The sequence below is a fragment of the Cupriavidus sp. 96C5-1 genome, assembly GCF_057798855.1.
In genome coordinates, this window is record NZ_JBYOJU010000037.1 from 1 (window position 1) to 24554 (window position 24554).

28 protein-coding genes are annotated in these 24554 nt (G+C 67.4%); 11 read left to right on the plus strand and 17 right to left on the minus strand.

Annotation, left to right across the window (positions count from 1 at the left end; translation table 11 throughout):
* Positions 1–58: 58 nt before the first annotated feature.
* From AC3FOF_RS31525 to AC3FOF_RS31540, 4 genes are all read left to right on the plus strand, one after another.
* Positions 59–262: a hypothetical protein gene (locus AC3FOF_RS31525; protein ID WP_488728814.1), complete on the plus strand. Its 204-nt coding sequence runs from the start codon at positions 59–61 to the stop codon at positions 260–262.
* A 303-nt stretch (positions 263–565) separates the two neighbouring features.
* On the plus strand, positions 566–853 hold the full coding sequence (locus AC3FOF_RS31530) for a hypothetical protein (RefSeq protein ID WP_035811853.1): 288 nt from the start codon (positions 566–568) through the stop codon (positions 851–853).
* Between the two features lie 359 nt (positions 854–1212).
* The gene (locus tag AC3FOF_RS31535) at positions 1213–1899 is read left to right on the plus strand and encodes an alpha/beta hydrolase (protein ID WP_488728815.1); all 687 of its coding nucleotides are present in this window, start codon (positions 1213–1215) and stop codon (positions 1897–1899) included.
* A 96-nt stretch (positions 1900–1995) separates the two neighbouring features.
* Positions 1996–2391, plus strand: coding sequence for a hypothetical protein (locus AC3FOF_RS31540; protein WP_017227007.1), 396 nt, complete (start codon positions 1996–1998; stop codon positions 2389–2391).
* Positions 2392–2408: 17 nt separating this feature from the next.
* Here the strand turns inward: AC3FOF_RS31540 and mdtD are convergent, their stop codons facing one another.
* Positions 2409–3803 (minus strand): multidrug transporter subunit MdtD, encoded by a 1395-nt coding sequence (mdtD, locus tag AC3FOF_RS31545; RefSeq protein ID WP_488728816.1) that lies wholly within the window; start codon positions 3801–3803, stop codon positions 2409–2411.
* 177 nt (positions 3804–3980) lie between these two features.
* Between mdtD and AC3FOF_RS31550 the strand changes: the two genes are divergently transcribed.
* Positions 3981–4841 carry a LysR family transcriptional regulator gene (locus tag AC3FOF_RS31550; RefSeq protein WP_488728817.1) on the plus strand — a complete coding sequence of 287 codons (861 nt, stop codon included), beginning with the start codon at positions 3981–3983 and terminating at the stop codon, positions 4839–4841.
* Between the two features lie 27 nt (positions 4842–4868).
* On the opposite strand, the gene AC3FOF_RS31555 is transcribed toward AC3FOF_RS31550, so the two are convergent.
* Positions 4869–5267: a hypothetical protein gene (locus AC3FOF_RS31555; RefSeq protein ID WP_035811859.1), complete on the minus strand. Its 399-nt coding sequence runs from the start codon at positions 5265–5267 to the stop codon at positions 4869–4871.
* Between the two features lie 397 nt (positions 5268–5664).
* On the opposite strand from AC3FOF_RS31555, the gene AC3FOF_RS31560 reads away from it, so the two are divergent.
* Entirely contained in the window at positions 5665–6384 is a 720-nt protein-coding gene (locus AC3FOF_RS31560; RefSeq protein WP_017227011.1) for a Crp/Fnr family transcriptional regulator, read from the plus strand.
* Here AC3FOF_RS31560 and AC3FOF_RS31565 read toward each other — a convergent pair.
* The 9 genes from AC3FOF_RS31565 to phnG all read right to left on the minus strand — a co-directional run bounded on the left by AC3FOF_RS31565 (position 6381) and on the right by phnG (position 14963).
* A complete protein-coding gene (locus AC3FOF_RS31565; RefSeq protein WP_488728818.1) occupies positions 6381–7514 on the minus strand; it encodes an AGE family epimerase/isomerase in 1134 nt (377 codons plus the stop codon). The two genes, AC3FOF_RS31560 and AC3FOF_RS31565, sit on opposite strands and share 4 nt — an antisense overlap.
* A gap of 825 nt (positions 7515–8339) precedes the next feature.
* Positions 8340–8921 (minus strand): MOSC domain-containing protein, encoded by a 582-nt coding sequence (locus tag AC3FOF_RS31570; RefSeq protein WP_488728819.1) that lies wholly within the window; start codon positions 8919–8921, stop codon positions 8340–8342.
* Complete coding sequence (locus AC3FOF_RS31575) at positions 8918–10150, minus strand: alpha-D-ribose 1-methylphosphonate 5-triphosphate diphosphatase (protein WP_488728820.1); 1233 nt, start codon at positions 10148–10150, stop codon at positions 8918–8920. The genes AC3FOF_RS31570 and AC3FOF_RS31575 overlap by 4 nt, the downstream gene beginning before the upstream one ends.
* Before the next feature lie 41 nt (positions 10151–10191).
* A complete protein-coding gene (phnL, locus tag AC3FOF_RS31580; RefSeq protein WP_488728821.1) occupies positions 10192–10980 on the minus strand; it encodes a phosphonate C-P lyase system protein PhnL in 789 nt (262 codons plus the stop codon).
* Positions 10981–10982: 2 nt separating this feature from the next.
* Positions 10983–11765 (minus strand): phosphonate C-P lyase system protein PhnK, encoded by a 783-nt coding sequence (gene phnK, locus AC3FOF_RS31585; RefSeq protein ID WP_488728822.1) that lies wholly within the window; start codon positions 11763–11765, stop codon positions 10983–10985.
* Positions 11762–12688: an alpha-D-ribose 1-methylphosphonate 5-phosphate C-P-lyase PhnJ gene (locus tag AC3FOF_RS31590; RefSeq protein ID WP_017224478.1), complete on the minus strand. Its 927-nt coding sequence runs from the start codon at positions 12686–12688 to the stop codon at positions 11762–11764. Before AC3FOF_RS31590 ends, phnK begins: the two co-directional genes overlap by 4 nt.
* Positions 12685–13830, minus strand: a complete 1146-nt coding sequence (locus AC3FOF_RS31595) for a carbon-phosphorus lyase complex subunit (protein ID WP_488728823.1) — start codon at positions 13828–13830, stop codon at positions 12685–12687. Before AC3FOF_RS31595 ends, AC3FOF_RS31590 begins: the two co-directional genes overlap by 4 nt.
* A gap of 1 nt (position 13831) precedes the next feature.
* Positions 13832–14410 (minus strand): phosphonate C-P lyase system protein PhnH, encoded by a 579-nt coding sequence (gene phnH, locus AC3FOF_RS31600; RefSeq protein WP_488728866.1) that lies wholly within the window; start codon positions 14408–14410, stop codon positions 13832–13834.
* 79 nt (positions 14411–14489) lie between these two features.
* Positions 14490–14963, minus strand: coding sequence for a phosphonate C-P lyase system protein PhnG (gene phnG / locus AC3FOF_RS31605; RefSeq protein ID WP_035809195.1), 474 nt, complete (start codon positions 14961–14963; stop codon positions 14490–14492).
* 236 nt (positions 14964–15199) lie between these two features.
* Here phnG and phnF point away from each other — a divergent pair, with 236 nt between their 5' ends.
* The 5 genes from phnF (at position 15200) to AC3FOF_RS31630 (ending at position 19338) form a co-directional block, all read left to right on the plus strand.
* Positions 15200–15934 carry a phosphonate metabolism transcriptional regulator PhnF gene (phnF, locus tag AC3FOF_RS31610; RefSeq protein WP_017225742.1) on the plus strand — a complete coding sequence of 245 codons (735 nt, stop codon included), beginning with the start codon at positions 15200–15202 and terminating at the stop codon, positions 15932–15934.
* Positions 15935–16112: 178 nt separating this feature from the next.
* Entirely contained in the window at positions 16113–17309 is a 1197-nt protein-coding gene (locus AC3FOF_RS31615) for an alpha-D-ribose 1-methylphosphonate 5-triphosphate diphosphatase (protein ID WP_276267477.1), read from the plus strand.
* A 96-nt stretch (positions 17310–17405) separates the two neighbouring features.
* Positions 17406–18161: a DUF1045 domain-containing protein gene (locus AC3FOF_RS31620; RefSeq protein ID WP_276267483.1), complete on the plus strand. Its 756-nt coding sequence runs from the start codon at positions 17406–17408 to the stop codon at positions 18159–18161.
* Positions 18158–18766 carry a phosphonate metabolism protein/1,5-bisphosphokinase (PRPP-forming) PhnN gene (gene phnN / locus AC3FOF_RS31625; RefSeq protein ID WP_488728824.1) on the plus strand — a complete coding sequence of 203 codons (609 nt, stop codon included), beginning with the start codon at positions 18158–18160 and terminating at the stop codon, positions 18764–18766. Before AC3FOF_RS31620 ends, phnN begins: the two co-directional genes overlap by 4 nt.
* A 194-nt stretch (positions 18767–18960) precedes the next feature.
* Positions 18961–19338: a DUF427 domain-containing protein gene (locus AC3FOF_RS31630; RefSeq protein ID WP_488728825.1), complete on the plus strand. Its 378-nt coding sequence runs from the start codon at positions 18961–18963 to the stop codon at positions 19336–19338.
* An 84-nt stretch (positions 19339–19422) separates the two neighbouring features.
* Here the strand turns inward: AC3FOF_RS31630 and AC3FOF_RS31635 are convergent, their stop codons facing one another.
* The 6 genes from AC3FOF_RS31635 to AC3FOF_RS31660 all read right to left on the minus strand — a co-directional run bounded on the left by AC3FOF_RS31635 (position 19423) and on the right by AC3FOF_RS31660 (position 24459).
* Positions 19423–19917, minus strand: coding sequence for a GNAT family N-acetyltransferase (locus tag AC3FOF_RS31635; protein ID WP_276267480.1), 495 nt, complete (start codon positions 19915–19917; stop codon positions 19423–19425).
* A 49-nt stretch (positions 19918–19966) separates the two neighbouring features.
* Entirely contained in the window at positions 19967–20503 is a 537-nt protein-coding gene (locus AC3FOF_RS31640; RefSeq protein WP_017229254.1) for a phosphonate degradation HD-domain oxygenase, read from the minus strand.
* 34 nt (positions 20504–20537) lie between these two features.
* Positions 20538–21329: a phosphonate ABC transporter, permease protein PhnE gene (gene phnE, locus AC3FOF_RS31645; protein WP_035814932.1), complete on the minus strand. Its 792-nt coding sequence runs from the start codon at positions 21327–21329 to the stop codon at positions 20538–20540.
* 195 nt (positions 21330–21524) lie between these two features.
* Positions 21525–22517 carry a phosphonate ABC transporter substrate-binding protein gene (gene phnD, locus AC3FOF_RS31650; RefSeq protein WP_017229256.1) on the minus strand — a complete coding sequence of 331 codons (993 nt, stop codon included), beginning with the start codon at positions 22515–22517 and terminating at the stop codon, positions 21525–21527.
* Between the two features lie 77 nt (positions 22518–22594).
* Positions 22595–23434, minus strand: coding sequence for a phosphonate ABC transporter ATP-binding protein (gene phnC, locus AC3FOF_RS31655; protein ID WP_017229257.1), 840 nt, complete (start codon positions 23432–23434; stop codon positions 22595–22597).
* Between the two features lie 374 nt (positions 23435–23808).
* A complete protein-coding gene (locus AC3FOF_RS31660; RefSeq protein WP_035814934.1) occupies positions 23809–24459 on the minus strand; it encodes a VTT domain-containing protein in 651 nt (216 codons plus the stop codon).
* Between the last annotated feature and the right edge of the window lie 95 nt (positions 24460–24554).

Genomic DNA, 24554 nt, shown 5'->3' on the forward strand with positions numbered 1-24554 from the left:
CCCACGACGAATCCAATGCCGCTCATGATCGAGTGGCCATATAAACTGGTAACGGCAGATGCCTGAATGGGCAAGCGAGTTCGTCATTCAGGGGTCATACAATGAAACCACCGTCATTCGCAGCGGCAATGCCGTTCGTGCCGGTAGCGCCAGCAGTTTATTAGAACCGCCGCGCCCACCACGAATCCGCAATGCAACCAAGCCCGATAAGCCAGCCTCCTGCAAGGATCGCTTTCTTTTGGTTACTTTTCTTTACGAGTAAAGAAAAGTGACACCTACATGTGCCCGAGGGCCCGACACCACTTCGCCTTTAGGCCCTGCAGACTTGTCTCAACCCACCCAAGCCCAAGAGCCCGACACCACTCCACCTTTAAGGAGCACCGGGCAACATGCAACAAGACCAAAAGGCCACCAACAAGCCAGACGACAAATCTACTACTCCCGCCGCGTGCCGGCAATCAACCCTGTGGACAGCATGCGACACAGCAAGAAATGTGCATTTCTTTACTATGATTGAGACGTGGCAGAGTTTCAATTCGAAGCCGTCGACAGCGGGAGGTATGCCATGCGTTTGCTTGCAAACATGTTCAGTCCACCAACCCCCGAGAAAATCGCAGAAAGGGAATTGCAGCAGATGCGGCTCACGCTGTTCCAGGCCGAGCGCCGCCTGCTTGAAGCACAGATGCAGGTCGACTATTACCGCGATCTGGTAGCGTTCCTCGAAGACGTGTCCGCCACTGGCGTCGAGCAAGTGGTGGACAAGCGGCGGGCCCCGGCCAGCGCGGAACCCGCGCAGGCGCCGCGCTCGTCGCCGGGACTTATCACAGTACCCGTCGTACCTTCCGCAGCCTGAACCGTATCGACCTTGCCGGCACGCCGGCAAGGCGCCCGTGCGCCTGCGTCCCGGACGGCGACGCTGCCGCGGCATTGCCGCGCGCCCGGCGGCATGCGGCATGCGCTCGCGCACTGCCTTGCCTGGTCGCGCCCTGCCCTTGGCAAGCGTCCCGCATGGGCGCGCGTGGCGGCGTCGCGCTGGTGCTGTGCGATACTGGCCGTCTTGCGTGGCAACGCCGCGCCCCCTATCTCTCGAACCCATACCCGACCACTGTCCCGCACCGGCCGCGCCGCCATCCGGAACATCGCATCCGCCGCGCTCTGGCGCCCGGACTCGCGATGCCGCCCGCCCGGCCAGGGGCCCAACAGGAAACCGACATGAAAGAACTGCTGCCCGCCATCGAAATCGAAAGCGCGCCATCGCCGACGTGGTCGGTCATCTGGATGCACGGGCTGGGCGCGGATGGCAGCGATTTCGTACCCGTGGTGCCGGAACTCGGCCTGGCGCCTTCGCCAGGCGTGCGCTTCGTGTTTCCCCATGCGCCGGCCATTCCCGTCACCTGCAACGGTGGCTACGTGATGCCGGCATGGTATGACATCCAATCGCTGGACGACGCCCGCCGGCACGCCGACGAAGCCGGCATCCGCGTCTCGCGCGATGCGGTCCGGGCACTGATCGCCCGCGAGAACCAGCGCGGCGTGCCCAGCCATCGCGTGGTGCTGGCCGGCTTCTCGCAGGGCGGCGCCATAGCCTATACCACTGGCCTCACGCATCCGGAACCCCTGGGCGGCATCGTCGCCCTCTCCACCTATATCCCCGCGCCGGCCTTGCTGGCCGCCGAGCTCAGCGAAGCCAACCGCGCCACGCCGATCTTCGCCGCGCACGGAAGCGAGGACGACGTGGTACCCGTACAGTTGGGCATGCTGGCCCGCGACACCCTGCTGCAGCACGGCTGCAAGGTCGATTGGCATACCTATCGCATGCCGCATTCGGTCTGCATGGAAGAGATCGCGGCAATCGGCGCATGGCTGAAAGCGCGCTTCGCGGCGGCAGTCCCGTCCTGATGCCAGGGGGCCTGCGATGGCCATTCACGGCCATCTCAGGCCTGGCCGAGCCTTGGCATGTTAGGCTCGCGCCCTCCGCATTTGTTGCAAGCCATCATGAAAACCTCGCCTCCCGACACATCGGCCCCGGCCGCACCCATCCCCAGGATCAACTTCGATACCCGCAAGGCGCTGCTGTTCGCCCTTGCCGCAGAGCGCTTGTCGGCGTACTACGAGCACCGCCAGTGGATGACCGATGCCCAGGGCGCCACGCTGGCGGGGCTATGGCTGTCGCGCTCCAGGCTGCAGCTTGCGCTGGCCGAGCGGCGCCTGCTGTCCCGGTTGAGCGACGAGTTTGCCCGCCAGCTCGCCGGCACGCTGTCGCGCGAGGCGGGCCTGTACACCGCCCACGAAATGATGGAAGCGCTCGACCCCAACTACCAGTCGGCCTTTGCGCATGACCTGCTCGACGAGTGCGAACGGCTGCTGCGCGAAAACGGCGTGACGGAGTAAAGCCCCCGGCCGCAGGCTCAGCGGCTGGCCACGCCGGCCACGCTGCGGCCCTTGTCGAGCTGCTCGACATCCAGCCGGCGGAACACCACGGCCGATAGCAGCGTAATCGTACCGACGCTGAAGAACGCCAGCCGGTAAGCCGTGCCGGCAACGCCGAGCTGCGCGGTGAACAGGCTGACCAGACCGCCGCCGATGGTCACCCCGAGGCCGATCGCCAGCATCTGCACCATCGAGAACAAGCTGTTGCCGCTGCCGGCATCTTCCACGCTCAGGCCTTTCAGCGTCACGCTGTTCATGGCCGCGAACTGCATGGAGTTGGTGGCGCCGAACAAGGCCAGCTGCGCGATCGACAAAGCCAGCGGCCAGCCCGGGGAGATCGCCGCGAACGATGCGATCGAGCCGCCTACCAGGACGGTGTTGACCAGCAGGAAGTTGTCGTAGCCATAGCGCTTGACCAGCGGTACGATCCAGCGCTTGGCCACCACGCCGGCCAGCGCGGCCGGCAGCAGCATCAGGCCGGAATGCAGCGGCGTATAGCCGAGCTGCAATTGCATCAGCAAGGGCATCAGGAACGGCACCGCGCCGGAACCGATGCGACAGACCAGGTTGCCCGCCAGGCCGATGCTGAAATTGGGCTCGCGGAACAGCGCCAGCCTGAACAGCGGTTCCCGCCGGCGCCGCGCGTGCGGGATATAGAGCAGCGCGGACAGCAGGCTCAGCGCGAACAGGCTGCCGCTCCATGCCGCGTGGCTGGCTTCGTGCGGCGTGTCCAGCGCCAGCGAGAACGCCACCATGCAGAGCGACAGCAGACCGCAGCCGATGAAGTCGAACGGCGGCGCGCGGCCAACGGTATTGTCGGGCAGGTAGCGCAACACGGCCAGCAGCCCGATCGCGCCCACCGGCACGTTGATCAGGAAGATCCAGTGCCAGGCCACGGTCTGCACGATCCAGCCCCCCAGCACCGGACCGAAGATGGGGCCGACCTGCCCCGCCACAGAGACAAAGGCAAGCGCCGCGATGTATTGCTCGCCGGAGACGCTGCGCAGCACCGCCAGCCGCCCGATGGGCAGCAGCATCGAACCGCCGACGCCCTGGATCACGCGCGCGATCACGAGTTGGTCGAGGCTTTGCGCGCCAGCACAAAACAGCGAGCCCAGCACGAACACCAGGATGGCGGCGAAGTAGACCCGACGGGTACCGAAGCGATCCGCCAGCCAGCCTGAAGCCGGCGTGAGCATGGCCATGGTCAGCGTGTAGGCCACCACCACCGGTTTCATGTCGAGGGGCGTTTCGTTGAGGCTGCGCGCCATCGCGGGCAACGCGGTGTTGACGATGGTGGTGTCCAGCGTTTGCATGAAAAAGCCCGCTGCGACGATCCACAGCATGGCTTTGTGTGAGGATTGGCTTGTCATCTGGCACATCTCGAGGCAAAGACCGGCGGTAGCCGGCGCGGTAGCCGGAGCGAATCGCGGGGGCGGGATCCGGCAAGACGCGATACCGCAATGCTTTCGATGTTAATGACTGCCGCGCCAATCGGGAACCCTGCTGGGTATATTGACTGTGATCGGATAATCCGATGACAATGCGGCATGCTCAACCCCGTCTGGATCAAGACCTTCGCCACCGTTGCCGCCGCCCACAGCTTCACCGACGCGGGGCGCCAGCTTGGCCTGTCCCAGTCCAGTGTCAGCGACCATATCCGGCGCCTGGAACAGCACGTGGGCCGCCGGCTGTTTGTGCGCGATACCCATACGCTGACCATGACGGCCGACGGCGAGGCCCTGCTGGCGCACGCGCGGCTGATCCTGGAAGCCATCGCCCGCGCGGAATCCCAGTTCCATGCGCCGCGCCTGCAGGGCCGCGTGCGGCTGGGCACATCGGACGACCTGGCGCTGGGTCCGCTACCCAATGTACTGGCCGCGTTCCGCAACTCGCATCCGGACGTGGAACTGGAAATCACCATCGGCATGACCGGCAAGCTCTACGAGCTGATGGATGCCGGTGCCCTGGACCTGATGATCGGCAAGCGCCGCGAAGGCGACCGGCGCGGCTCTCCCCTGTTCAGGGGCAAGCTGGAGTGGCTCGCGCGGCCCGGCACGGTGGCCGATCTCAGGCAGCCCCTGCCGCTGATCCTGGTGCCCGAGCCCAGCGTCACGCGGGCCATCGTGCTGGATACGCTCGCCAAGGCCGGCATGCGCTGGCAGATCGTCTGCACCAGCAGCAGTCATTCCGGCTGCATCGCCGCGGCGCGCGGCGGCCTGGGCATTACCGTGCGCGCGCAATACCTTTCCGGGCGCGGCCTCGCGCCGCCGGCCAATAGCGCCAGCCTGCCGGCGCTACCGGAAGTCGAGTTCATCTCGCTGCGCGCGGGCCGCCTGAGCCGGCCCGCCGAAACGTTGCTGCAACTGTTGCAAAAGAGCGATCTGCGCGGGTCCTGGCTGGACGAGTAGCCGGCCCGCGCGCGCCGCCTATCCCGCTCAAGCATTGGCACCGTCCTGGTACGGGTTGAAGCTGTGGGCCGGCGGAGCGGAAACGCCACGGGTATCCATGCCGGCCAGCTTCTGTGCGCCATCGGTATAGGGGTCGGGCAGGCGCACGCGGGCGCCGTCCACGAACGGATCGATGCTGCGCGCCGGATCGGCGGAAACGCCGGTGCGATCCAGACCGGCAATGCGCGCGCCATCGGTGAAGGCATCGAACTTCCCGGCACGCGCGCCCGCGGCGAACACGTCGCGCACGGGATTCTGCGTGGCCTGCGCGTAAGGTATGGCGGTGTCTCCGGCGGTCGGGCCGGCGGCATGGGCGCCGCTCGGGGAAAACACGGCAGCGGCAATGGCGGCGGCGGCAAACAGCGATTGGGCGAGCTTCGGGTACATGGCAATCTCCAACTGGGTGAATGAGCCCATTCGTCGCCAGCGGCCGCGGGAACTTACAGGTTTTTTTCACGCTTTTTGCACCCGGCGCATCCGACCACCGCTTCCGGCGCCGGACACACCCTGGTCCCACCCGGGAAAGTGCCGTTTGCGTCGGACGGCCGCCGGCGGTCGGCCGCTCACAAAGTGCCTAAGCCTTCCCCCATCAAAAGTATGAGTCCAGCCGAAAGCATATCCGCCCAATACGGTGACGATCTCCAACCTCCGGCCACTGTCGGCAAACGCACGCATGCCGCTAAATACGGTTACGGGGCAAGCCCGGCTGCGTGGCACAGCGCACAGAGAAAAGCCGAACAGCCGGATCGGTTGCCGCAACCTCTAGCTTCGGGGAAACACGGGGATGATCGATATCGAACAGGATCTGTCCGGCAATCATCTGCTGGGCGCCTTGCCGGCGCGGGAGCGCCGCCTGCTGACTCCGCATGTGAACAGCGTGAACCTGCGCGCGGGACAGCTGCTGAGCGATTCCGGCCAGCGCATCCGGCACCTGTATTTCCCGAGCACGGCGGTGATCTCGATGATGTCGCTGCAGGAAAGCGGCGCCACCGTGGAGCTGGCCTCGGTCGGCAACGAGGGGCTGGTGGGCCTGCCCGCGCTGACCGGCGGCGAAACCATGCCGAATCGCATCGAGGTGCGCCGGAGCGGGTACGGCTTTCGCATCGCCGCGGGCGATCTGCGCACGCTCTACCCCGAGTTGCCCACCTTGCAGCGCATGGCTCTGCTCTATATGCAGGCGCTGCTCACGCAGGTGTCCCAGACCGCGGTCTGCATTCGCCATCATTCCCTGACCACGCAGCTGTGCCGCTGGCTGCTGCTGGCGCTGGACCGCTCGCCCTGCAATGAACTCGATGTCACCCAGCAAACCATTGCCGACATGCTCGGGGTGCGCCGCGAGGGTGTCACCGAGGCCGTGGGCAGGCTGGAAGAGCTTCACCTCATCCGGCACAGCCGCGGACATATCACCGTGATCGACCGGGCCGGGCTGGAGGGCTTTTCCGGCGAGTCCTACCGCATCGTCCGCAACGAGTTCGACCGCCTGCTCATCCCCGCGGCGGATTAATCTGCCGTGGCTTCGGCCAGCGCCTGGTAAGCGGTTGCAAGGTGGTACGGGGTGGTCGACGGCAGTTCGCCGCGCGCAACGGCACCGGCCGGCGACAAGCATTCATGCCAGCCGCGCGCATGAAGAAAACGTGCGGGGAACGCACGCAGCCAGGCCTGCAGGTGCGCCAGCGCAAAGCCATCGCCGCGCACCGCAAGGGCCCGCGCGAATTCGGTCTGCGCCCAGATCCGCTGCGCCGGATCGCGCGGCGAGCCATCGAGGTTCAATGCCGCGGCAACGCCCATGGTGGCGGTATCGACCCCGTGCCGCAAGGCGAATTCGAATGCGCGCGCCAGCGCCTGCGCCAGCGGCGAGCCGTCGAACAATGCCGGGGCCGTGGACAGCAGCGAGAACCATTCGAACTGATGCCCGGGTTCGATGCGGTTGCCGTCGCAGCCCAGGGGCAACTCGGCGATACAGCCGGTAGCCGGATCGACGAAACCCGCCAGTACAGCGGACGCGATGCCCTCCAGCCGTTTGGCGTAGGCATGTTCCCGTGTGACCTCGTAGGCCGCAAGGTAGGCTTCGGTCAGGTGCATGATCGGGTTCTGCAGCGGCGCACCATCGCCTGCACTGAAGTCTTGCGCCAGCGCGGCATGGTAGAGCCCGCCGCTAGCTGCAGCGAAGCGCTGCTCGATCAACCGCGTCGTGCCGTCCAGCAAGGCGCGCGCCTGCGGCAGGCCCGAGCGCTTTAGGTACGCCGCACAGGCGAACACTACGAAGGCATGCGTGTACAGGTCCTTGGCGGTATCGAGCGGCTGTCCCTGCGCGTCGATGCTGTAGACAAAGCCGCCGTGCGCAAGGTCGGCGAAGCGCGTGCGCAGCGACTCGAACAGCTGCGCGGCATGGGCCGCCGCGCCGCTGCCTTCGCACTGCGAGAAAATATAGAGCTGGCGCGCGCACGCCATGGCGCGATAGCGCTTCACGGGCAATGGCCCGTTATCGATGCCGGACAAGGCCTCGTAGGGCAGCCGCATCGCGGCGTTCCAGCCCGGACCGGTCCAGAGCGGAAGGATGACGGCATCGTAATGCGTGCGCAATGCCGCGATGGAGCCGGCAATCTCGGTGGCAGGGCTTGGCGTGACGTTCATGCGGTCGGCAATTCGGTAGTGGGCGCGTTGGCGCGGGGAGCCGGGCCTGGCAGGCGCGGCGCACCTGCGGCGGGGTACCCGATACGGTAAACCGTGGAATATACCTCAGCCGCGCCGCCCGGCATCGGCCACCGCACTCGTCCGGCGCCGCCAATCATGCCTGTTGCGCCCATTGCGCCACAGAGAACGAGTGAAGCCGTGGCCATGCCGGCGCGCGCGGTGGACAGCGCGGTGGGCCGCCTAAGTTGCGGAAGTACCGGCTTCGTCGCGCAACGCGTTTCATATGGCGAGCCAGCTTGCACCCGCCGCCAGATCACCTAACCTTATCCTGTGGTCCCCTGGCATCGAACCCCGCTCTGAGCGGCTATCGAGCCGCATTCCATCCCCGCCGCGGCTCCCGGGCCACATTCCTGGTTTTGCGCTGATGATCTGGCCGGCATCTCTTTTACTATCCGGCCGCCAAGCAAGCACCAACGGGCCATCCGGACCTTGCCGGTAACCGCCCCCACGCTCCATGGGAGAGCGCGATGGAAAAGCCGATTGTGAGCCCCTTGCGTTTTGTCGAGATACTGAACGCCAGACTGCCTGCCCATCCCCTGTATCAGGAGGGGATGCGTGTGTACGCCATTCCCAATCATTCGGAGCACCCCCGCAGCCTGGTCTGCGTCGGCCCGCGCGGCGTGAGAGGCGTATGCGCGACGGTGGAACTGATCGTACGCGGCGAGTGCGAGGTCGTCCCTGACATTCCCGGGGACTGGCACGCCCCCCTTCGCACCGAGTCCCGCCCGGCCCACCGTTAGCCGCAGGCGCGCCGCGCCTGCCCGCTCAAACCCGCTCCAGTTTCCTGTGCGGCAGCGGTGGCAGCGTCACGCTGATCGCATCCCCCGCCCTCACCGGGCCGCCAGCCAGAACGACGCCCATGATGCCGGCCTTGCGCACCAGCCTGCCTTCGCCATCCCGCCCGAGGACCTGCGCGAGCAGCCCCGGCTGGAAGTGCTCGATCTGCGCGCAGGGATTGCGCAGCCCGGTCACCTCGACCACCGCGGTCTCGCCCAGTTGCAAGCGGCTGCCCGCCGGCAGCGCCAGCAGGTCGATACCCTGCGTGGTGACGTTCTCCCCCAGCGCGCCGGGCGCTACCGCATGCGCGGCAGCCTGCAGCATGCCGAGCAGTTCGACCGCGATCAGGTGAACCTGCCGCAGGTTCGGCTGGCTCGGGTCCACCGCCACGCGCGAGCGGTGGCGGACAGTCTCGCCGAGATGGGCATCGCCCGCCACGCCGAGCCCGGCAAGCAGGCGGATGACAGGCACGTTGGGCTTGCTGAACGAGTGCGTGGCACTCAGGCTCACCGCGACCACGCGGCCCGGGGGCGGCGACGCGCCCGATATGGGGTCGGCGTCCATGCTCATGCGGCTTCGCGGCCTTCCCGCCCAGGCGCCGGCATCCGCTCTAGGTCCGCGCTGTCCGAGCCCACGGCGCCCACCGGATAGCGTGCGGCAAACACCAGCCGGCCCGCCGACCAGGTATGCGTCACCAAGGGCTGGCCAGCCACCATGGCGACCGCAACCAGGTCGGCGCGCAGCCCCGCCGCTATGCGGCCACGATCCGACAGCCCGCAGGCCGCCGCCGGGTTGGCGCTGACCAGCGCGGCCGCCCGCGGCAGGCTCAGGCCGGCCAGGCGCTCGGCGGCAAACGCCGCGGCGATCAGCGTGGCGGGCTGGTAGTCCGAGCAGAGGCAGTCCGCCACGCCAGCGCGGATGGCGTCGATGGCGCGCATGGAGCCGCTCTGGCTCTCGCCGCGCAGCACGTTGGGCGCGCCGAGGATGGTCGGCAATGCCTTCGCGGCAGCGGCCCGCGCGGTTTCCAGGTTGATCGGGAACTCGCTCATGCGCACGCCCAGCGCGTGCATGGCGGCGATGCGCCGGGGCGAATCGTCGTCATGGCTGGCGGCCGGGATGCCAAGCCGTGCGGCCAGGGCAAGCAAGTGCTCCACCCGTTGCGGCGCGCCCTCCTTATCCAACAGTTTCCTATCCGCGGCGGCCTTGGCCTCGTCGCGGGTCATGGCGTGATTTCCCATCATATAGGCCAGGTACGCATCGAGCGTCTTGAACTGGCCCTGGCCGGGCGAATGATCCATCACGGAAACCAGGTCCACCAGGCCGGCCGCCATCAAGCGCTCCAGCACCGGCAGCGCACTGGCATCGGTGACCTCGAAACGGCAATGGATGCGGTTGTCCACCAGGCTGTGGTCGCGGAAGGCGGTAACGGTGCGCACGAGGTCGCCGGCTGTGTCGTAGTTGCGCACGCCAAACTCGTGGCCGGCGAACGATACCGCATGGTAAGGGGTGGTAATGCCGGCCGCGGCGTTGCGGCGGTCGACCTGCGCCACGGCGAAGTCGAGCGGGAACATCACCCGCGAGCGCGGCTCGGCTTCTTTCTCGATGGCATCGCAATGCAGGTCGATCAGACCCGGCAGCAAGGTCTGGCCGCGCAGGTCGATCACCTGGGCAGCGCGCGGCACGGCGGCAGCGGCGGGCTCGATGGCCGCGATGCGGCCGTCCTCGATCAGCAAGGCGCTATCAGGCAAGACGCCGTCGGGCAGGACGATCCGCGCATGGGTCAGGTAGGCAGGAAGCATGGTCGGTTCCGGGTACGGTTAGCGACAGGAATGAAGGAAGCTCAGCCCGCGACCGCGGCGAGCCTGGCGGCGCAAGCGGCATCCGCCGCCGGTGGATGCAGGGGCAGCAGCCTGGTGGCCACGGCTTCGCGCACCGCTTCGTCATGAAAGATGCCGACCAGGCAACGGCCCTCGGCCAGCGCCTCGCGAATCAGTCCGACCACCACGGCACGGTTGTCCGCATCGAGCGATGCAGTAGGCTCGTCGAGCAGCAGCACCGGGTGGCCACCGATCAGTCCGCGCGCAATATTGACGCGTTGCTGCTCGCCGCCCGAGAAAGTCGCCGGCGGCAGGTTCCACAGCCGGCCCGGCACCTGCAGCCGCGCCAGCAGCACCGCGGCGCGCTCGCGCGCCTCGCCGGCGCCGGCGCCACGCTGCTGCAACGGCTCGGCCACCACATCGAGCGTGCTCACACGCGGGATCACGTGCAGGAACTGGCTGACATAGCCGATCACCTCGCGCCGCAATTGCAGGATGCGCTGCTCCGGCGCGCGGGTCAGGCCCACCCAGCCCTTGTCGTCGCGGATGCGGATGCTGCCTTCGGTGGCCAGGTAGTTGCCATAGAGGCAGCGCAGCAGCGTGCTCTTGCCCGCGCCGGAACTGCCCGCAAGCACCAGGCATTCGCCGGCGGAAGCATCGAAATCGATGGCCCGCAGCACCGGCAGGCGCGTGCCGCCCTGGTTATGCAGGATGAAGGTCTTGCCCAGGCCGCGCACCTGGATCCGGCGGGGATCGGACTGGAAGTCCCGGGTGTCCTGGGTATCTTGGATACCGGTGAGATCTTGCGTCATGTTCAGCTCTGCAGGATGGAAGACACCAGCAACTGGGTGTATGGATGTTGCGGGTCGTCAAGAATCTGGTCGGTCAGGCCGCTTTCCACCACCCGCCCGCCTTGCATCACCAGGGTGCGGTGCGCCAGCAGGCGCGCCACGGCAAGGTCGTGGGTCACGATGATGGCGGCCAGGCCCAGGTCCGCCACCAGCCGCCGCAACAGGTCCAGCAGGCGGGCCTGCACCGAGACGTCGAGCGAGGCGGTGGGCTCGTCCATGAACACCAGGCGTGGATGCGTCACCAGGTTGCGGGCGATCTGCAGGCGCTGCTGCATGCCGCCCGAGAAGCTCGTGGGCGCGTCGTCGAGGCGCGCCAGGTCGAGTTCCATTTTCTCCATCCATGCCCCGGCCACGGCGCGCAGTTCTCCATAGTGGCGCCCGCCCACCGCCATCAGGCGCTCGGCGATATTGGCGCCGGCACTGACGCGCATGCGCAGGCCGTCGCGCGCGTTCTGGCGCACGAAGCCCCAGTCGGTCCGCGCCAGCAGGCGCAGCCTGGCGTCGGACAGCGAGGCAAGGTCCACCAGGCCGTGCTCGCGGGTGTCGTAGCGGACGCTGCCGGACTCGGGCGCGGCCTGCCAGGACACCGCCTGCAGCAAGGTGCTCTTGCCGGATCCGGACTCTCCCACCACGCACAGCACTTCGCCGGCAAAGAGGTCGAAGCTGACATCGTGGCAGCCGTGTACGCCATCCCAGGTGCGGGTCAGGCCGCGCACGCACAACAGCGGCTCGTCGTTGCGGCTCATGCTGCCTCCTTCCCTGCACTGGCGAGCGCGCTGCCGCCGCCCTGGTTCGCTTCGTTCGGGCCGCGCATGCCCTGCTCCTGCCGGGTGGCGCAGTACTCGGTGTCCGAGCAGACGAACATGCGCCCGCCCGCGTCGTCGGTGATGATCTCGTCCAGATAGCTGTCGGTGGCGCCGCACAGCTCGCAGCAGCCCGACCACGTCTCGACGGCAAACGGATGATCGTCGAAATCCAGGCTCTTGACGCTGGTATAGGGCGGCACGGCGTAGACGCGCTTTTCGCGCCCCGCGCCGAACAGCATCAGCGCCGGGCTGTGGTCCAGCTTGGGGTTATCGAACTTGGGGATGGGAGACGGCCGCATCATGTAGCGCTGGTTGACCATGACCGGGTAATCGTAGGTGGTGGCGATCCGTCCATGGCGGGCGATGTCCTCGTACAGCTTGACATGCATCGCGCCGTATTCCGCCAGCGCGTGCATGGTGCGGGTCTCGGTCTCGCTCGGCTCCAGCCAGCGCAGCGGCTCCGGGATGGGTACCTGGAACACCATGATCTGCCCTGGCGCCAGCGGCGTTTCCGGGATCCGGTGGCGGGTCTGCACGATGGTGGCGGCGGCGGTGCGCTCGGTGGTCCGCACGCCCGTGACGCGGCCAAAGAAGCGCCGGATATTGATGGCATTGGTGGTGTCGTCCGAGCCCTGGTCGATCACCTTGAGCACGTCGTCGCTGCCGATGATGGAGGCGGTCACCTGGATGCCCCCGGTGCCCCAGCCATAGGGCAGCGGCATTTCCCGGCTGCCGAAGGGCACCTGGTAGCCGGGAATCGCCACCGCCTTGAGCAGCGCGCGGCGCAGCATGCGCTTGGTGGACTCGTCCAGATAGCCGAAGTTGTAGTGTTCGTCGCGCACGTTGGCATTGCCTTCATTCATGATGCGATGGCCTCCTGCGCCTGGGGCGCGGCGATGCTGTCCGCCGGCGCCGCAGGCGCCCGGGCGGGCTCGCCTGGTTCGCGCTCGGCGCGCAGCCGGCGCAGCAGTTCGAGATTGGTCTGGAAATCCACGTAGTGCGGCAGCTTCAGGTGTTGCACGAAGCCGGAGGCCTCCACATTGTCGCTGTGGTAAAGCATGAACTCCACGTCGTTGGCCGGGGCGTCGGCGGCTTCGCCCAGTTCGGCGGCGCGCATGGCACGGTCGGCCAGCGCCATCGACATGGCCTTGCGCTCGCCATAGCCGAACACCAGGCCGTAGCCGCGCGTAAAGCTCGGTCCTTCCTGCGCGTTGCCGGCAAACTGGCTCACCATCTGGCATTCGGTGACCTCGATCTCCCCGATGGTCACGGCAAAGCCCAGCTCCTCGACGAACAGCTCGACTTCCACCTCGCCATAGCGGATCTCCGCCGCGAACGGGTGCGAGTTGCCATAGCCGCGCTGGGTCGAATACCCCATCGACAGCAGGAAGCCCTCGTCGGCGCGCGCCAGGTTCTGCAGCCGCGCCGGCCGGCCGGCCGGCAATGCCAGCGGCTCGCGCGTCAGGTCGGGCGGCGCCGGATCGTGCGCGGGCACGGTCTCGGGCTCGATCAGGGACTCCTGGCGCAGCAAGTCGGTCACGCGGGGCATACGTGTATCCAGCGTGGCCGCCGCCGGCGCCAGGGGCTCGCTCTCGCGCTCGGCCTCCAGCGTGAAATCGAGCAGGCGCTGGGTGTAATCGTAGGTGGGGCCCAGCACCTGCCCGCCCGGCACATCCTTGAAGGTGGACGAGATCCGGCGCTGCAGCCGCATGGCACCCGTATCGAGCGCGACAGAATAGCCAAAGCGCGGCAGCGTGGTGCGATAGGCACGCAGCAGGAACACGGCTTCGATCAGGTCGCCGGCCGCCTGCTTGATGGCCAGCGCGGCCAGGTGCGGGTCGTACAGCGAGCCCTCGGCCATCACGCGCGACACCGCCAGCGGCATCTGCTCGCGCACCTGCGCCAGCGTCAACTCCGGCACGGCGCGGTCGCCGCGGCGGTAGTCGTCGAGCATGCGGTACGAATTGAGGATGGCGCGTTCGCCACCTTTGACAGCAACGTACATATCAATCCTCCACTTGCGTGGTGCGTGGCAGCGCGCACAGGCTATCGCCACTGGTCAGCAGCACGTCCACGCCGAGCGGGAAACGCGCATGGTTGGCATGCCACTGGGGCCAGAAGCCGGCAGGCAGGCCCTGCACGGCCAGCGTGGCGCGGCTCTCGATGCCGGGGCCGCGCAGCGTGACGGCCGGGCCACCCGTCAGCGATACCACTTCGAGCAGCAACGTGGCGGAACGGTCGGGATAGGCCGGATCGCCCTGCGCGCAAGCCGCCAGTTCGGGCACGGCATGGCCGGCCGGCACTGCCACGAATGCCGCCTGCCCCACTTCGGCGACCAGCGGGCAGCCGCAATGAAAGCGCAGGAAAGCACGCACGCCGTCGGGCGTTTGCGGCGGCAGCCACAGCGGCGTATCGCCATCGACCAGCGTCAGCAGCAGCGCGCTCAGCGCCGGCGACAAGCCGTCCGGCACGCCGCAGGCTTCTGCCAGCACGCCAATGCTGCCCGGATGGGAGATGGCGTCCAGCGCCGCGCGGAAGGTCCGCTGGGCGGCATGCACGGGATCCTCGAAACCAGGCAGCAGCATCGGCGCAGCGCCACCGTGATGGCCCGAGGGCGTCTTGTCGAATCCAGCCGCCGGGGCGGCGATCGATTGGGCTGGCATCTCAGTCCTCTCCACGCACCATGGTAAAAAATTCAACTTTCGTCTGCGCCGCCACCGCGGCCTCTTGCCTGGCACTCGCCGCGCGGGCTTGCGCCAGCGGCGCGACCACTTCGGTGTGCACGCGTTGATGCCATTCGGGGAGTTGCAGCAGCGCATCCAGCAGGGCGATCTGCTCCGCCTGGCGATGCGCGCGGCCTTGCACATAGCCGACGCCGACCACGCCGGCGTCCAGCGTCACGGCACAGCGCGTCACGCTGACCTCGCCGAGGTTGAACTGCGCGCCCGTGCCGCCCGCCCGTCCACGCACCATGGCCATGCCAGATTCCGGCTTGCGCAGCAGGCGATAGGCCGGCAAGGCGCCAAGCCGGCCGACGGCCTGTTCCAGGGCTGCCGGGGCAGCCAGTACCAGCACGCGCAGCCAGGCGGCGCGGGCTGCCTGCGCTGCCTGATGACGGTCGGCCGTGCCGTCCTGCATGCCGGCACCGGTATCGGCATCGGTTCGATCCATTTTACATCCCCTATACGTCTATACGTTTAGATGTAGAATACCATCCATGGCCGAACTAGAACACAGGCAGATGAAGCTTTGATGACGCCCGCCAAGGGTGTCCTGCCCCACCCACGATGCGGCGCGGATGAGGCACAATCGCATCCAAACGTGCATTGAAGCACATCAATCATTAACGCAGGATGACGAAAAGGCAGGACGCGATGGTGGAACAGGAAGTCGAACGGGGTTCGGGAGTCGCAGTATGGCGCCAGATCGGCGAAGCCCTGGCGCTCGACATCCGCAACAAGCTCTATGTCCCGGGCGAGCGGCTGCCGCCCGAGCCCGAGCTGGCCAGCCGGTTCGCCGTCAACCGGCACACCATCCGCCGCGCCATGGGCGAACTGGAGCAGAACGGGCTGGTGCGTATCGAGCAAGGACGCGGCACCTTCGTGCAGGAGCACGCCATCGACTACGCCATCGGGCGGCGTACCCGTTTTTCCCAGAACCTGGCCAGCCAGGGCATGCGCGGCCATATCGAGGTGCTCGAGTCGCAAACCCTGCGCGCGCCCGAGATCGCCAAACACCTGGGCCTGGCGCGCAGCGCGCCGATCCTGCGCGTGCAGATGCTGGGCAAGGCCGAAGCCCGCACCATCGACGTGGCGGAGCATTATTTCGACGCCACCCGCTTTCCCGACATGGACGCGCAGTTGCGGGAGCGCCTGTCGATTTCCAAGGCATTCGCCCATTTCGGCATCGCCGACTACACCCGCAAATGGTCGCGCATCACCGCCGCCATGCCGACCGCACCGGTGGCACGCCAGCTCAACCAGCCCAAGACGCGGCCGATCCTGCAGGTGGAAGCACTCAATGTGGATCCGGACGGCACGCCGCTGCAATACAGCGTGGTACGGTTTGCCGGCGACTGGGTGCAGTTGACCGTGACCGACCAGGAATGACGGCAACGTAATATGCCGAGCCCGATGCGCTGCATCGGATACACACTACAGTTTCGCCTTCGCACGTAATCAAGAACGCAGTAGAGAACGCAATAAAGAACGCAGTATCCGGCAACACCCCAACCACCCAATTGGTCTAGACATCCGCTTGTCATCTGCCCGCGCTAAGGTCGCCAGCATGGATTCCAATCACACATTCCACCCCATCCTCGCCGGCCTGAGCGGCCGCCGCGTTCTTACCACCGGCGGCATTGCGCCGGCCGCCTTCGCGTTCCGCGACGGCTGCCTGGCCGGGCCGGCCGCCGCGTCCGGTCCTGCGCTCGATGCAGGCGACCTGCTGGTGCTGCCCGGCATCGTCGACATCCACGGCGACGCCTTCGAACGCGCGGTCATGCCGCGCCCGGGCGTGAGTTTCCCTTACACCAGCGCGCTGTTCGATGTCGACCGCCAGTTGCTCGCGCACGGCATCACCACGGAATTTCATGGCGTGACGCTGTCGTGGGAAGGCGGGCTGCGCGGCGAGGCCTACGCACAGCGCATGTTCGACGGCATCGAGCGCATGCGCGGCACGCTGGGCGCGCGACACTACGTGCACCTGCGTTTCGAGGCGCATCACCTGGCAGGGCTGGAGACCGCGCTGGCATGGATCAACGCCGGCAAGGTACGCTTCCTTGCCATCAACGACCACCTGCCACTGATGGCCACCCGCCTGCACGACGCACGCAAGCTGGCGCAGTACGCCGAACGCGCCGAATGCGATACGGCCACCTTCCGGCAGCGGCTGGAGCAGGCCGCCACGCAGGCTGGCGAGGTGCCCGCGGCCGTGGCCCGGCTGATCGCCGCAGCCCGCGCCGCCGGCCTGCAGGTAGCCTCCCACGACGATGGCGATGCCGCCACGCGCCAGCGCTATCACCAGCATGGCTGCACGGTGGCTGAATTCCCGCTGACCGTCGACGTGGCCCGCGCTGCGCGCGCCCTGCGCAATCACGCCGTATTCGGCGCGCCCAACGTGATCCGCGGCGGCAGCCACACCGGCGCACCCGACGCCACCGAAATGATCGCCGCCGGGCTGTGTGATGTGCTGGCCTCCGACTATTACTATCCCGCGCCGCTGCAGGCGGCGTTCCAGGTAGCCCGGCTTGGCGTGCTGCCGCTGCCCGCGGCCTGGGATCTGGTCTCGCGCAACCCGGCGCGCGCCGCCGGCATGAGCGACCGGGGCGCGCTGAGCCCGGGCCTGCGTGCCGACGCCATCATCGTCGACGACCGCGATCCCGCCCTGCCGCAGGTCTGCGCCGCCATCGTCGGCGGCGTGCTGCGGCATGCCACGCGCCCCTTCCCGCTGGTGCTGTCCGGCGGCGAGCTGCGCGCCGCCTGACCCTTCTCCGATCCCCGATCACGCCAGAGCCCAATGCCAAGCCCGATGCCGAACGCCATACCGGATTCGCTGCCCGGCCCGCTATCCGATGCGCCGATGGAGTCGCAGCCGAGCCCTTTGCGCCGTGCCTACCGCTACGCCATCTACCTCAACCCCGCCGCGCCCTTCCGCGAGTTCGGCGCACGCTGGCTGGGCCGCTGCGCCGACACGGGCGCAGTGCTCGCGCGCACGGCTCCCGGCGACGGCCGCATCGCGCGCTGGACCGAGGCGCCGGCCCACTACGGCCTGCATGCCACCCTCAAGGCCCCGTTCCGCCTTGCCGAGGGCCGCACCCCGGCCGAACTCGACGCCGCGATGCGCGCCTTCGCACGGGATCGCCAGCCCTTCGCCGCACCACTGGCGCTGCGCAACCTGCGCGGCTTCCTGGCCTGGTGCCTCGGCAGCGACGCCGGCGCCAATGCGCGCATGCACGCGCTGGCGGACGCGGCGGTACGGGAGCTCGATGCCTTCCGCGCGCCGCCCACCAGCGCGGAACTGGCGCGCCGCAAACCAGGCCAGCTGGGTGAAGCGGCACGGCGCATGCTGGACGCCTGGGGCTACCCGTATGCCTTCGAGACCTTTATCTTCCACATCACCCTGACCGGCCTGCTGGACCAGGCCGCGCAGGCCGATGCCGTCGCCATGCTGCAAACCGCCAGCGGCACCCTGCTGCACACGCCGATGCAGGTGCGCGATGTCAGCCTGTTCGTGCAGCCGGCGCCGGACGCGCCGTTCGTGACGGCGCGCCACTACGGCTTCGACGGCAGCACTGCCGATGGCGTCGGGGCAGCCATGCTGGAGAGCGCGGCATGACATCGGCGGCAGCCGCGGCTGCCAGGGGAGCCAGCGCTCCGGCGGCTGGCAACGGCCTGATCTACCTGATGGGCCCGTCCGGCAGCGGCAAGGATTCGCTGCTGCGCGTGCTGCGCGACCGGCTTGGCGGCAATGACCGTGTGCTGGTGGCGCAACGCTACATCACGCGCCCCAGCAGCGCCGACGAGGCCAGTGTGGCCATCACCCCCGCCGAGTTCGAACACCGCGCCGCGCAGGGCGGCTTCGCACTGCACTGGCGCAGCCACGGCTTGCACTACGGCATCGGCACTGAACTCGACGACTGGCTCGCGCAAGGCTGCTGCGTGGTGGTCAACGGATCACGCGAACACCTCGCCCGCGCCCACGCCCGCTATCCCTCCCTGCACGCGGTGCAGGTCAGCGTGCGCCCCCAGGTACTCGGGCAGCGGCTGCGCCTGCGCGGCCGCGAAGACGAACAGGCCATCGTCCGGCGCCTGCAGCGCGCCGGCGAACCGTTCGCGGTGCCGGCAGGCTGCCGCCTGTCGGTGATCGACAATAGCGGCGCGCTGGAAGATGCGGCCAACGCATTGCTGCGCCTGACGCACCAGGCCCTGCCGCATTGTTAGCCAATGCTGAGCGCAGTATTCCACCGCGGCGCTTTTTTCCGGCGCAGTCCCCTGCTATGGTTCCCGATGTAGCCGGTCTCCCTCTCTCCCCGGCCCCCGTCGCCTCCGTGGCGATTTCTTCATCTCTTGCAGGCGCGGCCTGGTTGGCTCAACCGGAATGGCCCGGTCCGGCGCAAGGAAGAAACGGTGTCACCATGCAAGCCAAAACAGTCAAAGTACCCGGCCCCGACCATCCGATCGACATCGGGCCGCAGGGCGGCCGCGTCGTGGTCACCATCGGCGGGCGGATCGTCGCCGACACGCGGGCGGCCCTGACACTGCGCGAAGCGTCCTACCCGGCGGTCCAGTACATCCCGCGCGAAGATGTCGACATGGCGATGCTGGAGCGCACCGGACACAAGACCTATTGCCCGTACAAAGGCGATTGCGCGTATTACAGCATCCCCGCCGCGGGCGAGCGTGGCCGCAACGCCGTATGGACCTACGAGGCGCCTTACCAAGCCGTCGCCGCCATCGCCGGTCACCTGGCCTTCTATCCCGATCGCGTCGACGCCATCGACGTTGGCAGCTGACCTGGCTTGCGATGCATCCGGTCCCGCGCGGCTTTGCCGGTCGCGGTGGCTATCGACGCACGGATGAAAATTCCCAGCAGGGATTCATGCACGCTCAGGGGCCTCCAGCAACGCAATGCTGAAGCTGACCCCATGCTCGGTAAAACCAAGCCTGCGATAGAACTGGTGCGCCTGCAGCCGCTTGGCGTTGGACGAAAGCGCCAGCTTGTCGGCGCCGGCTTCCCGTGCCAGGCGCATGGCGGCTTGCATCATGGCGGAGCCCACCCCGCTGCCCCGCGCCGCGTGCGTTACCACCACGCTCTCGACGATGGCCTCGTTGCGCCCCTCGTGCGCCAGCACCGGGAATACCAGCAGGCAGAACGTGCCGAGCGGCTCGCCGGCGGCGCCGCGCATCAGGTAGCAGCGATAATGCGGCATCGCCTGGAGCTGCGCGAACAGCGTGCGCATGCGTGGCAAGGAGAGCGGCGGCTCGCCGTCCATCTCGGACAGCAAGCCGGCCACCTGCAGGAGCTCGCCGTCGCTGCCCCGGACCTCATGCAGCGTCAGGCCGCCGGCGGCGCTTTCAATTGGCTTGTCCATGCAGGATCCGGTCCTGGTTTCCACTTCAATGGGGGATCTTGGCCACGTCTCAGGAGGCGCGCCGGATGCAGCGCGCCACCATGGGAAGGTAATGCGCCAGCGGCGGCGTGGCAAGGCCAACCACCTTGGCGAGGTCGTCGTAGCGCCGCAGCCGCACCGCGGCCGGGCCATGGGCGCGGGCGATGAAGGCTTCGGCCTGGGCGGCATCGCAGGGGCCGCCCTGCAGGACCAGGCTGTGCTGCGAAGCCGGGGACAGCGTGGCGTGGTAGGCCGGGTCCGTGGCGCACAGGTAGCGCTTGGCCGCTACGTGCAGGCGCACCGGCTCGGTCACATCGGGCCCGAACCCGACGGCCAGCAGGTCCGCCCCCACTTCCTGGTGCCGCATGTCGGTGCTGCTGTCCTCTGCCATCACAAGGTGGCCGAGATCGTGCAGCAGGCTGGCCACCACCAGGGATTCGGGATCGCCGGCCTGTTCGGCCAGTTGCGCGCACTGCAGCGCGTGCTCGGTCTGGGTGATGGCCTCGCCGCCGTAGAAGGCGGTGCCATGGCCGGAAAAAAGAATTTCGATGCGCCGGAGAATCGTCATGATGATTGGCGTGGAGTATCTGGTGGCCGGCGCGTCAGATCAGCGCCTTGCGGATCTGCGACGACAGCAGGTCGATCAGCGTGACAAAGGCGATGACGATGATCATGACCGCACAGGTCTCGGCATACTGGAAGCTGCGGATGATTTCCCACAGTACGGTACCGATGCCGCCCGCGCCAACGATGCCCAGCACCGAAGCGGAACGCACATTGGACTCGAAGCGGTACAGCGCGTAGGAGATCCACAGCGGCAGCACCTGCGGGATCACGCCGTAGACGATCTCCTCGAGGGCGCCGGCGCCGGTGGCGCGCACGCCTTCCACCGGGCGCGGGTCGATCGCTTCGACCGCCTCGGAAAACAGCTTGGCAAGCACGCCGGTGGTATGCACGGCGAGCGCCAGCACGCCGGCAAAAGGCCCCAGCCCCACTGCCACGATAAACAGCATGGCGAAGACCATCTCGTTGATGGCGCGGCAGGCGTCCATCACGCGCCGCATCGGCTGGTAGACCCAGCCCGGCACCATATTGGACGAGCATGCGAGGCCCAGCGGCACCGCCAGCACCACGGAAATAAACGTGCCCCAGATGGCGATCTGCACCGTCACCAGCATCTCGTCCACATAGATGCGCCAGTCGCGGAAGCTGGGCGGAAAGAAGTCCGCGGCGAATCTCGCCATATTGCCGGAATCGGTCCACAGGGCGAGCGGACGCATGTCGGCCCCCTTCCATGACAACGCCAGCAAGGCGAGCACTACCGCCCAGACGAACAGGACTGGCAGGCTGGCACGCGGCGGGCGGGCGGCACGAGGCGGAATGGCTGGGGTCATGGCGGGGGTGACGCGAGAATGCATGAAGGCAGGAAGCTCAAACAGCAATGAAAACGGCAATGCCGCGGAATCGGACGGCGGCGAACCGGGGCAGGCCATGAGTACACCCGGACGCGGCGATGGCCCGCCCCGGCATCGGGACGGGCCGCGCACCGGGGTTGCGCCTGGCAATCGCCTGGCGCAGGCGCGATGGGCTTACTGCGCGCCAGCCGCGATCTTGTCCAGTTCGGCCAGCCTGCGGCTGACATCGGCCAGGCGTTTTTCCTTGTCGGCGGCCGCCAGCGTGGTGTCGGTCTCGATCTTGCTTTTTTCCTTGGCCAGCTCGATCTGGCGGATCGGCACCAGTTGCGCGTCGGTGGACGGACGGAAGCCCTGATAGGTCAGCTTGGCCAGGTTCTCCTTCTCGCGCGCGGCGTCGGCACCCTTGCCGTAGCTGACGAAGAAGGCCTTGACCTTGGCCTTGACGTCGGCCGGCAGGTCTTTGCGGTAGACCAGCGGGTCCGCCGGGATCAACGGCGACTTCCACAGCACCCGTATCTGGTCATAGGCGTTCTTGCCCGTATTGATGCGGTAGCGCTCCATGTTTTCGGTGTTGTTGACCGCCACATCCACCTGATTGTTCAGCACCGACAGCAGGTTGGTCTCGTGGTTGCTCACGCGTACCGTCTTGAAGAAAGCCTTCGGATCGATATTGTGGGCACCCCAGAGGTAGTGGCCCGGCACGGCGGTACCGGAGGTCGAGTTCGGATCGCCCGCGCCATAGCTCAGCGTCTTGCCTTGCTTGAGCACGTCGTCCAGCGTCTTCAGCTTGCTGTCCTTATTGACGATCAGCAGCGACCAATACCCCGGATTGCCGTCCTTGTCGATCACCGAGGCAAAGACTTCGCCATTGGCGCGGTCCACCGCTTCGATAGCCGATTTGTTGCCGAACCAGGCGACCTGCACCTTGTTGAAGCGCATGGCTTCGATGATGCCGGCGTAGTCGGAGGCGAAGAACGGCTTGACCGTGACGCCCAGCTGCTTGCCCAGGTCGTCGACCACAGGCTGCCATGCGGACTTCAGATTGGACGAGGTCTCCGTCGAGATAAAGCCCATGCTCAGCGTCTTGCTCTCCTGGGCAAAAGCGGGCAAGCAGAGCGCGCCGGCGGCGCTCGTGACGATCAGGGCAACAAGGGTTCTGCGCAGCATGAGGGAACTCCGTGGAAAAACCATATGGGGGTGCTTACGGAAAGACTTGCAAAAAAACAGTGGAATCCTGGTGAAAATCAGGCCGCCGCCAGACTGCCGGCGATCACGGCTGGCGCGGGGACGTCGAACCCCGCCCCATCGGGCAGCAGTTCGGCGGCTTCCGTGCCGTACAGGTCACGCAGCATGGCCGGCGTGAGCGCCGCGCAGGGGCCGTCGTAGACCACCTTGCCCTGGCGCAGCGCGACCACGCGCGTGCAGTAGCGCATCGCGACGTCGACCTGGTGCAGGGACACCACCACCGCCACCTTGCGGCTGCGGTTGATCTGCGCCAGCAGCTCCATCACGCGCCGCGCCGACTCCGGGTCGAGCGATGCAATGGGCTCGTCGGCCAGGATCACCCGAGCGTTCTGCACCAGCGTGCGGGCGATTGCCGCGCGCTGCTGCTGGCCGCCCGACAAGGTCGATGCCCGCCGAAACGCATAGTCGTCTATACCAACCTGGGCAAGCGCATCGAGGCCGGCGTCGATCTCCTCATTCCTGAAGTAGCGGATCAGGCTGCGCCACAGTGGTATGCGCGGCAGCATGCCCGTCAACACATTGGTGATGACCGGGAGGCGCCCGACCAGGTTGAACTGCTGGAACACGAAACCAATCTCGCCCCGGGCTCGGCGCACATCGTTCGCCAGCCGGCCACCTTGCTGGATGGTGCGGCCATTGACCAGCACTTCGCCGGCGCCCGCCGCATCGGCCGCGATAAAACCCGCCATATGCCGCAGCAACGTGGACTTGCCTGAGCCCGAGGCGCCCAGCAGGGCAACCATTTCACCGGGAGCGACGGCAAGGCCGACGTTATCCAGCGCACGGCGTCCCGCCTGGAACGACTTGGTCAGGCCGCGCACTTCGATCGCATGCGTCATCCCACTCTCCTTGCATCAACAGTGAGCGCATTCTGGGTGGCGCTGATGACAGAACGATGAAGGCTGCACAGCTATTGCACACGCCGGATCACTGCCTGAGGGCAAGAGGCTCCGGGTCGACATCCGTAAGGAAGGAGGTACGTGAGCCCATGCAGGACGGCCAGCGCTTTCCACGCAAGGCATCGCGGCCCTCAGGGCGGCTCGCATCTGCCTGAGGAAAAGGATCATGACTCGACCTGCCCCTGAAGCATCCCCCTCATCCCGCGCTTGCGAAGCGGCGACGGCGGAATACAGCCCTGCTGCCCCGCCGGTGGCACCGGCAGGCAAGCCGGCACCGCGCACGCGCGCCACCCCAAGTGCCAGGCGCGCCGGAATCAGCCGCGCGCGCCCTGCCTGGCCCGTACCGCGCGCCAGGCGCTTGCCACCAGCAGCGAGCCGAGACCAAGCGCAAGACCGAGCAGCACCAGGGCGCTCATATGGTCGCGCACCAGCGGCACATTGCCAAAGAGGTAGCCACCCACCAGCAGCGAGATCACCCAGAGAGCCGCGCCGGCACTCGCTGCCAGCGCGAAGCGTGCTGCCGGCATGGCGGAAACACCCGCGACGAACGGCGCGAAGGTACGCACCACGGACACGAAGGGAGACAACAGCAGGGTCAGCCCGCCATGGCGCTGGTAGAAATCATGCGTCTTGCGCAAGGCATCGCGATGGATCCAGCGGTAGTCGCCGGCCAACACGCGCGTGCCGATGGCTTTGCCGATCGCGTAGTTCAGCAGGCTGCCTGCCACCGCGGCAACCAGCAGCACCGGCATCAATATCCAGAGCTTCAGCGCTCCCGAGGCGCAGAACGCGCCGCAGATGAACAGCAGCGGGTCGCCGGGCAGGAAAAACAGCGGCAACAGCCCGATCTCGCAGAACACGACAGCGAACAGGATGCCGTAGACCAGGGTCCCGTACGCCGAGATGGCGCTGCCGAGGTGCTGGTCGAAATGCAGCAATAACGGCAAGACCTGCGTTGAATCCATGCGCCCTCCCGAGTTTGCCGACCGGTACCTACAGTGTAGACGCCGCCCGATGCGGCGGCATCGAGCTTGCGATGGATCCCGCCGAATGCCCACCG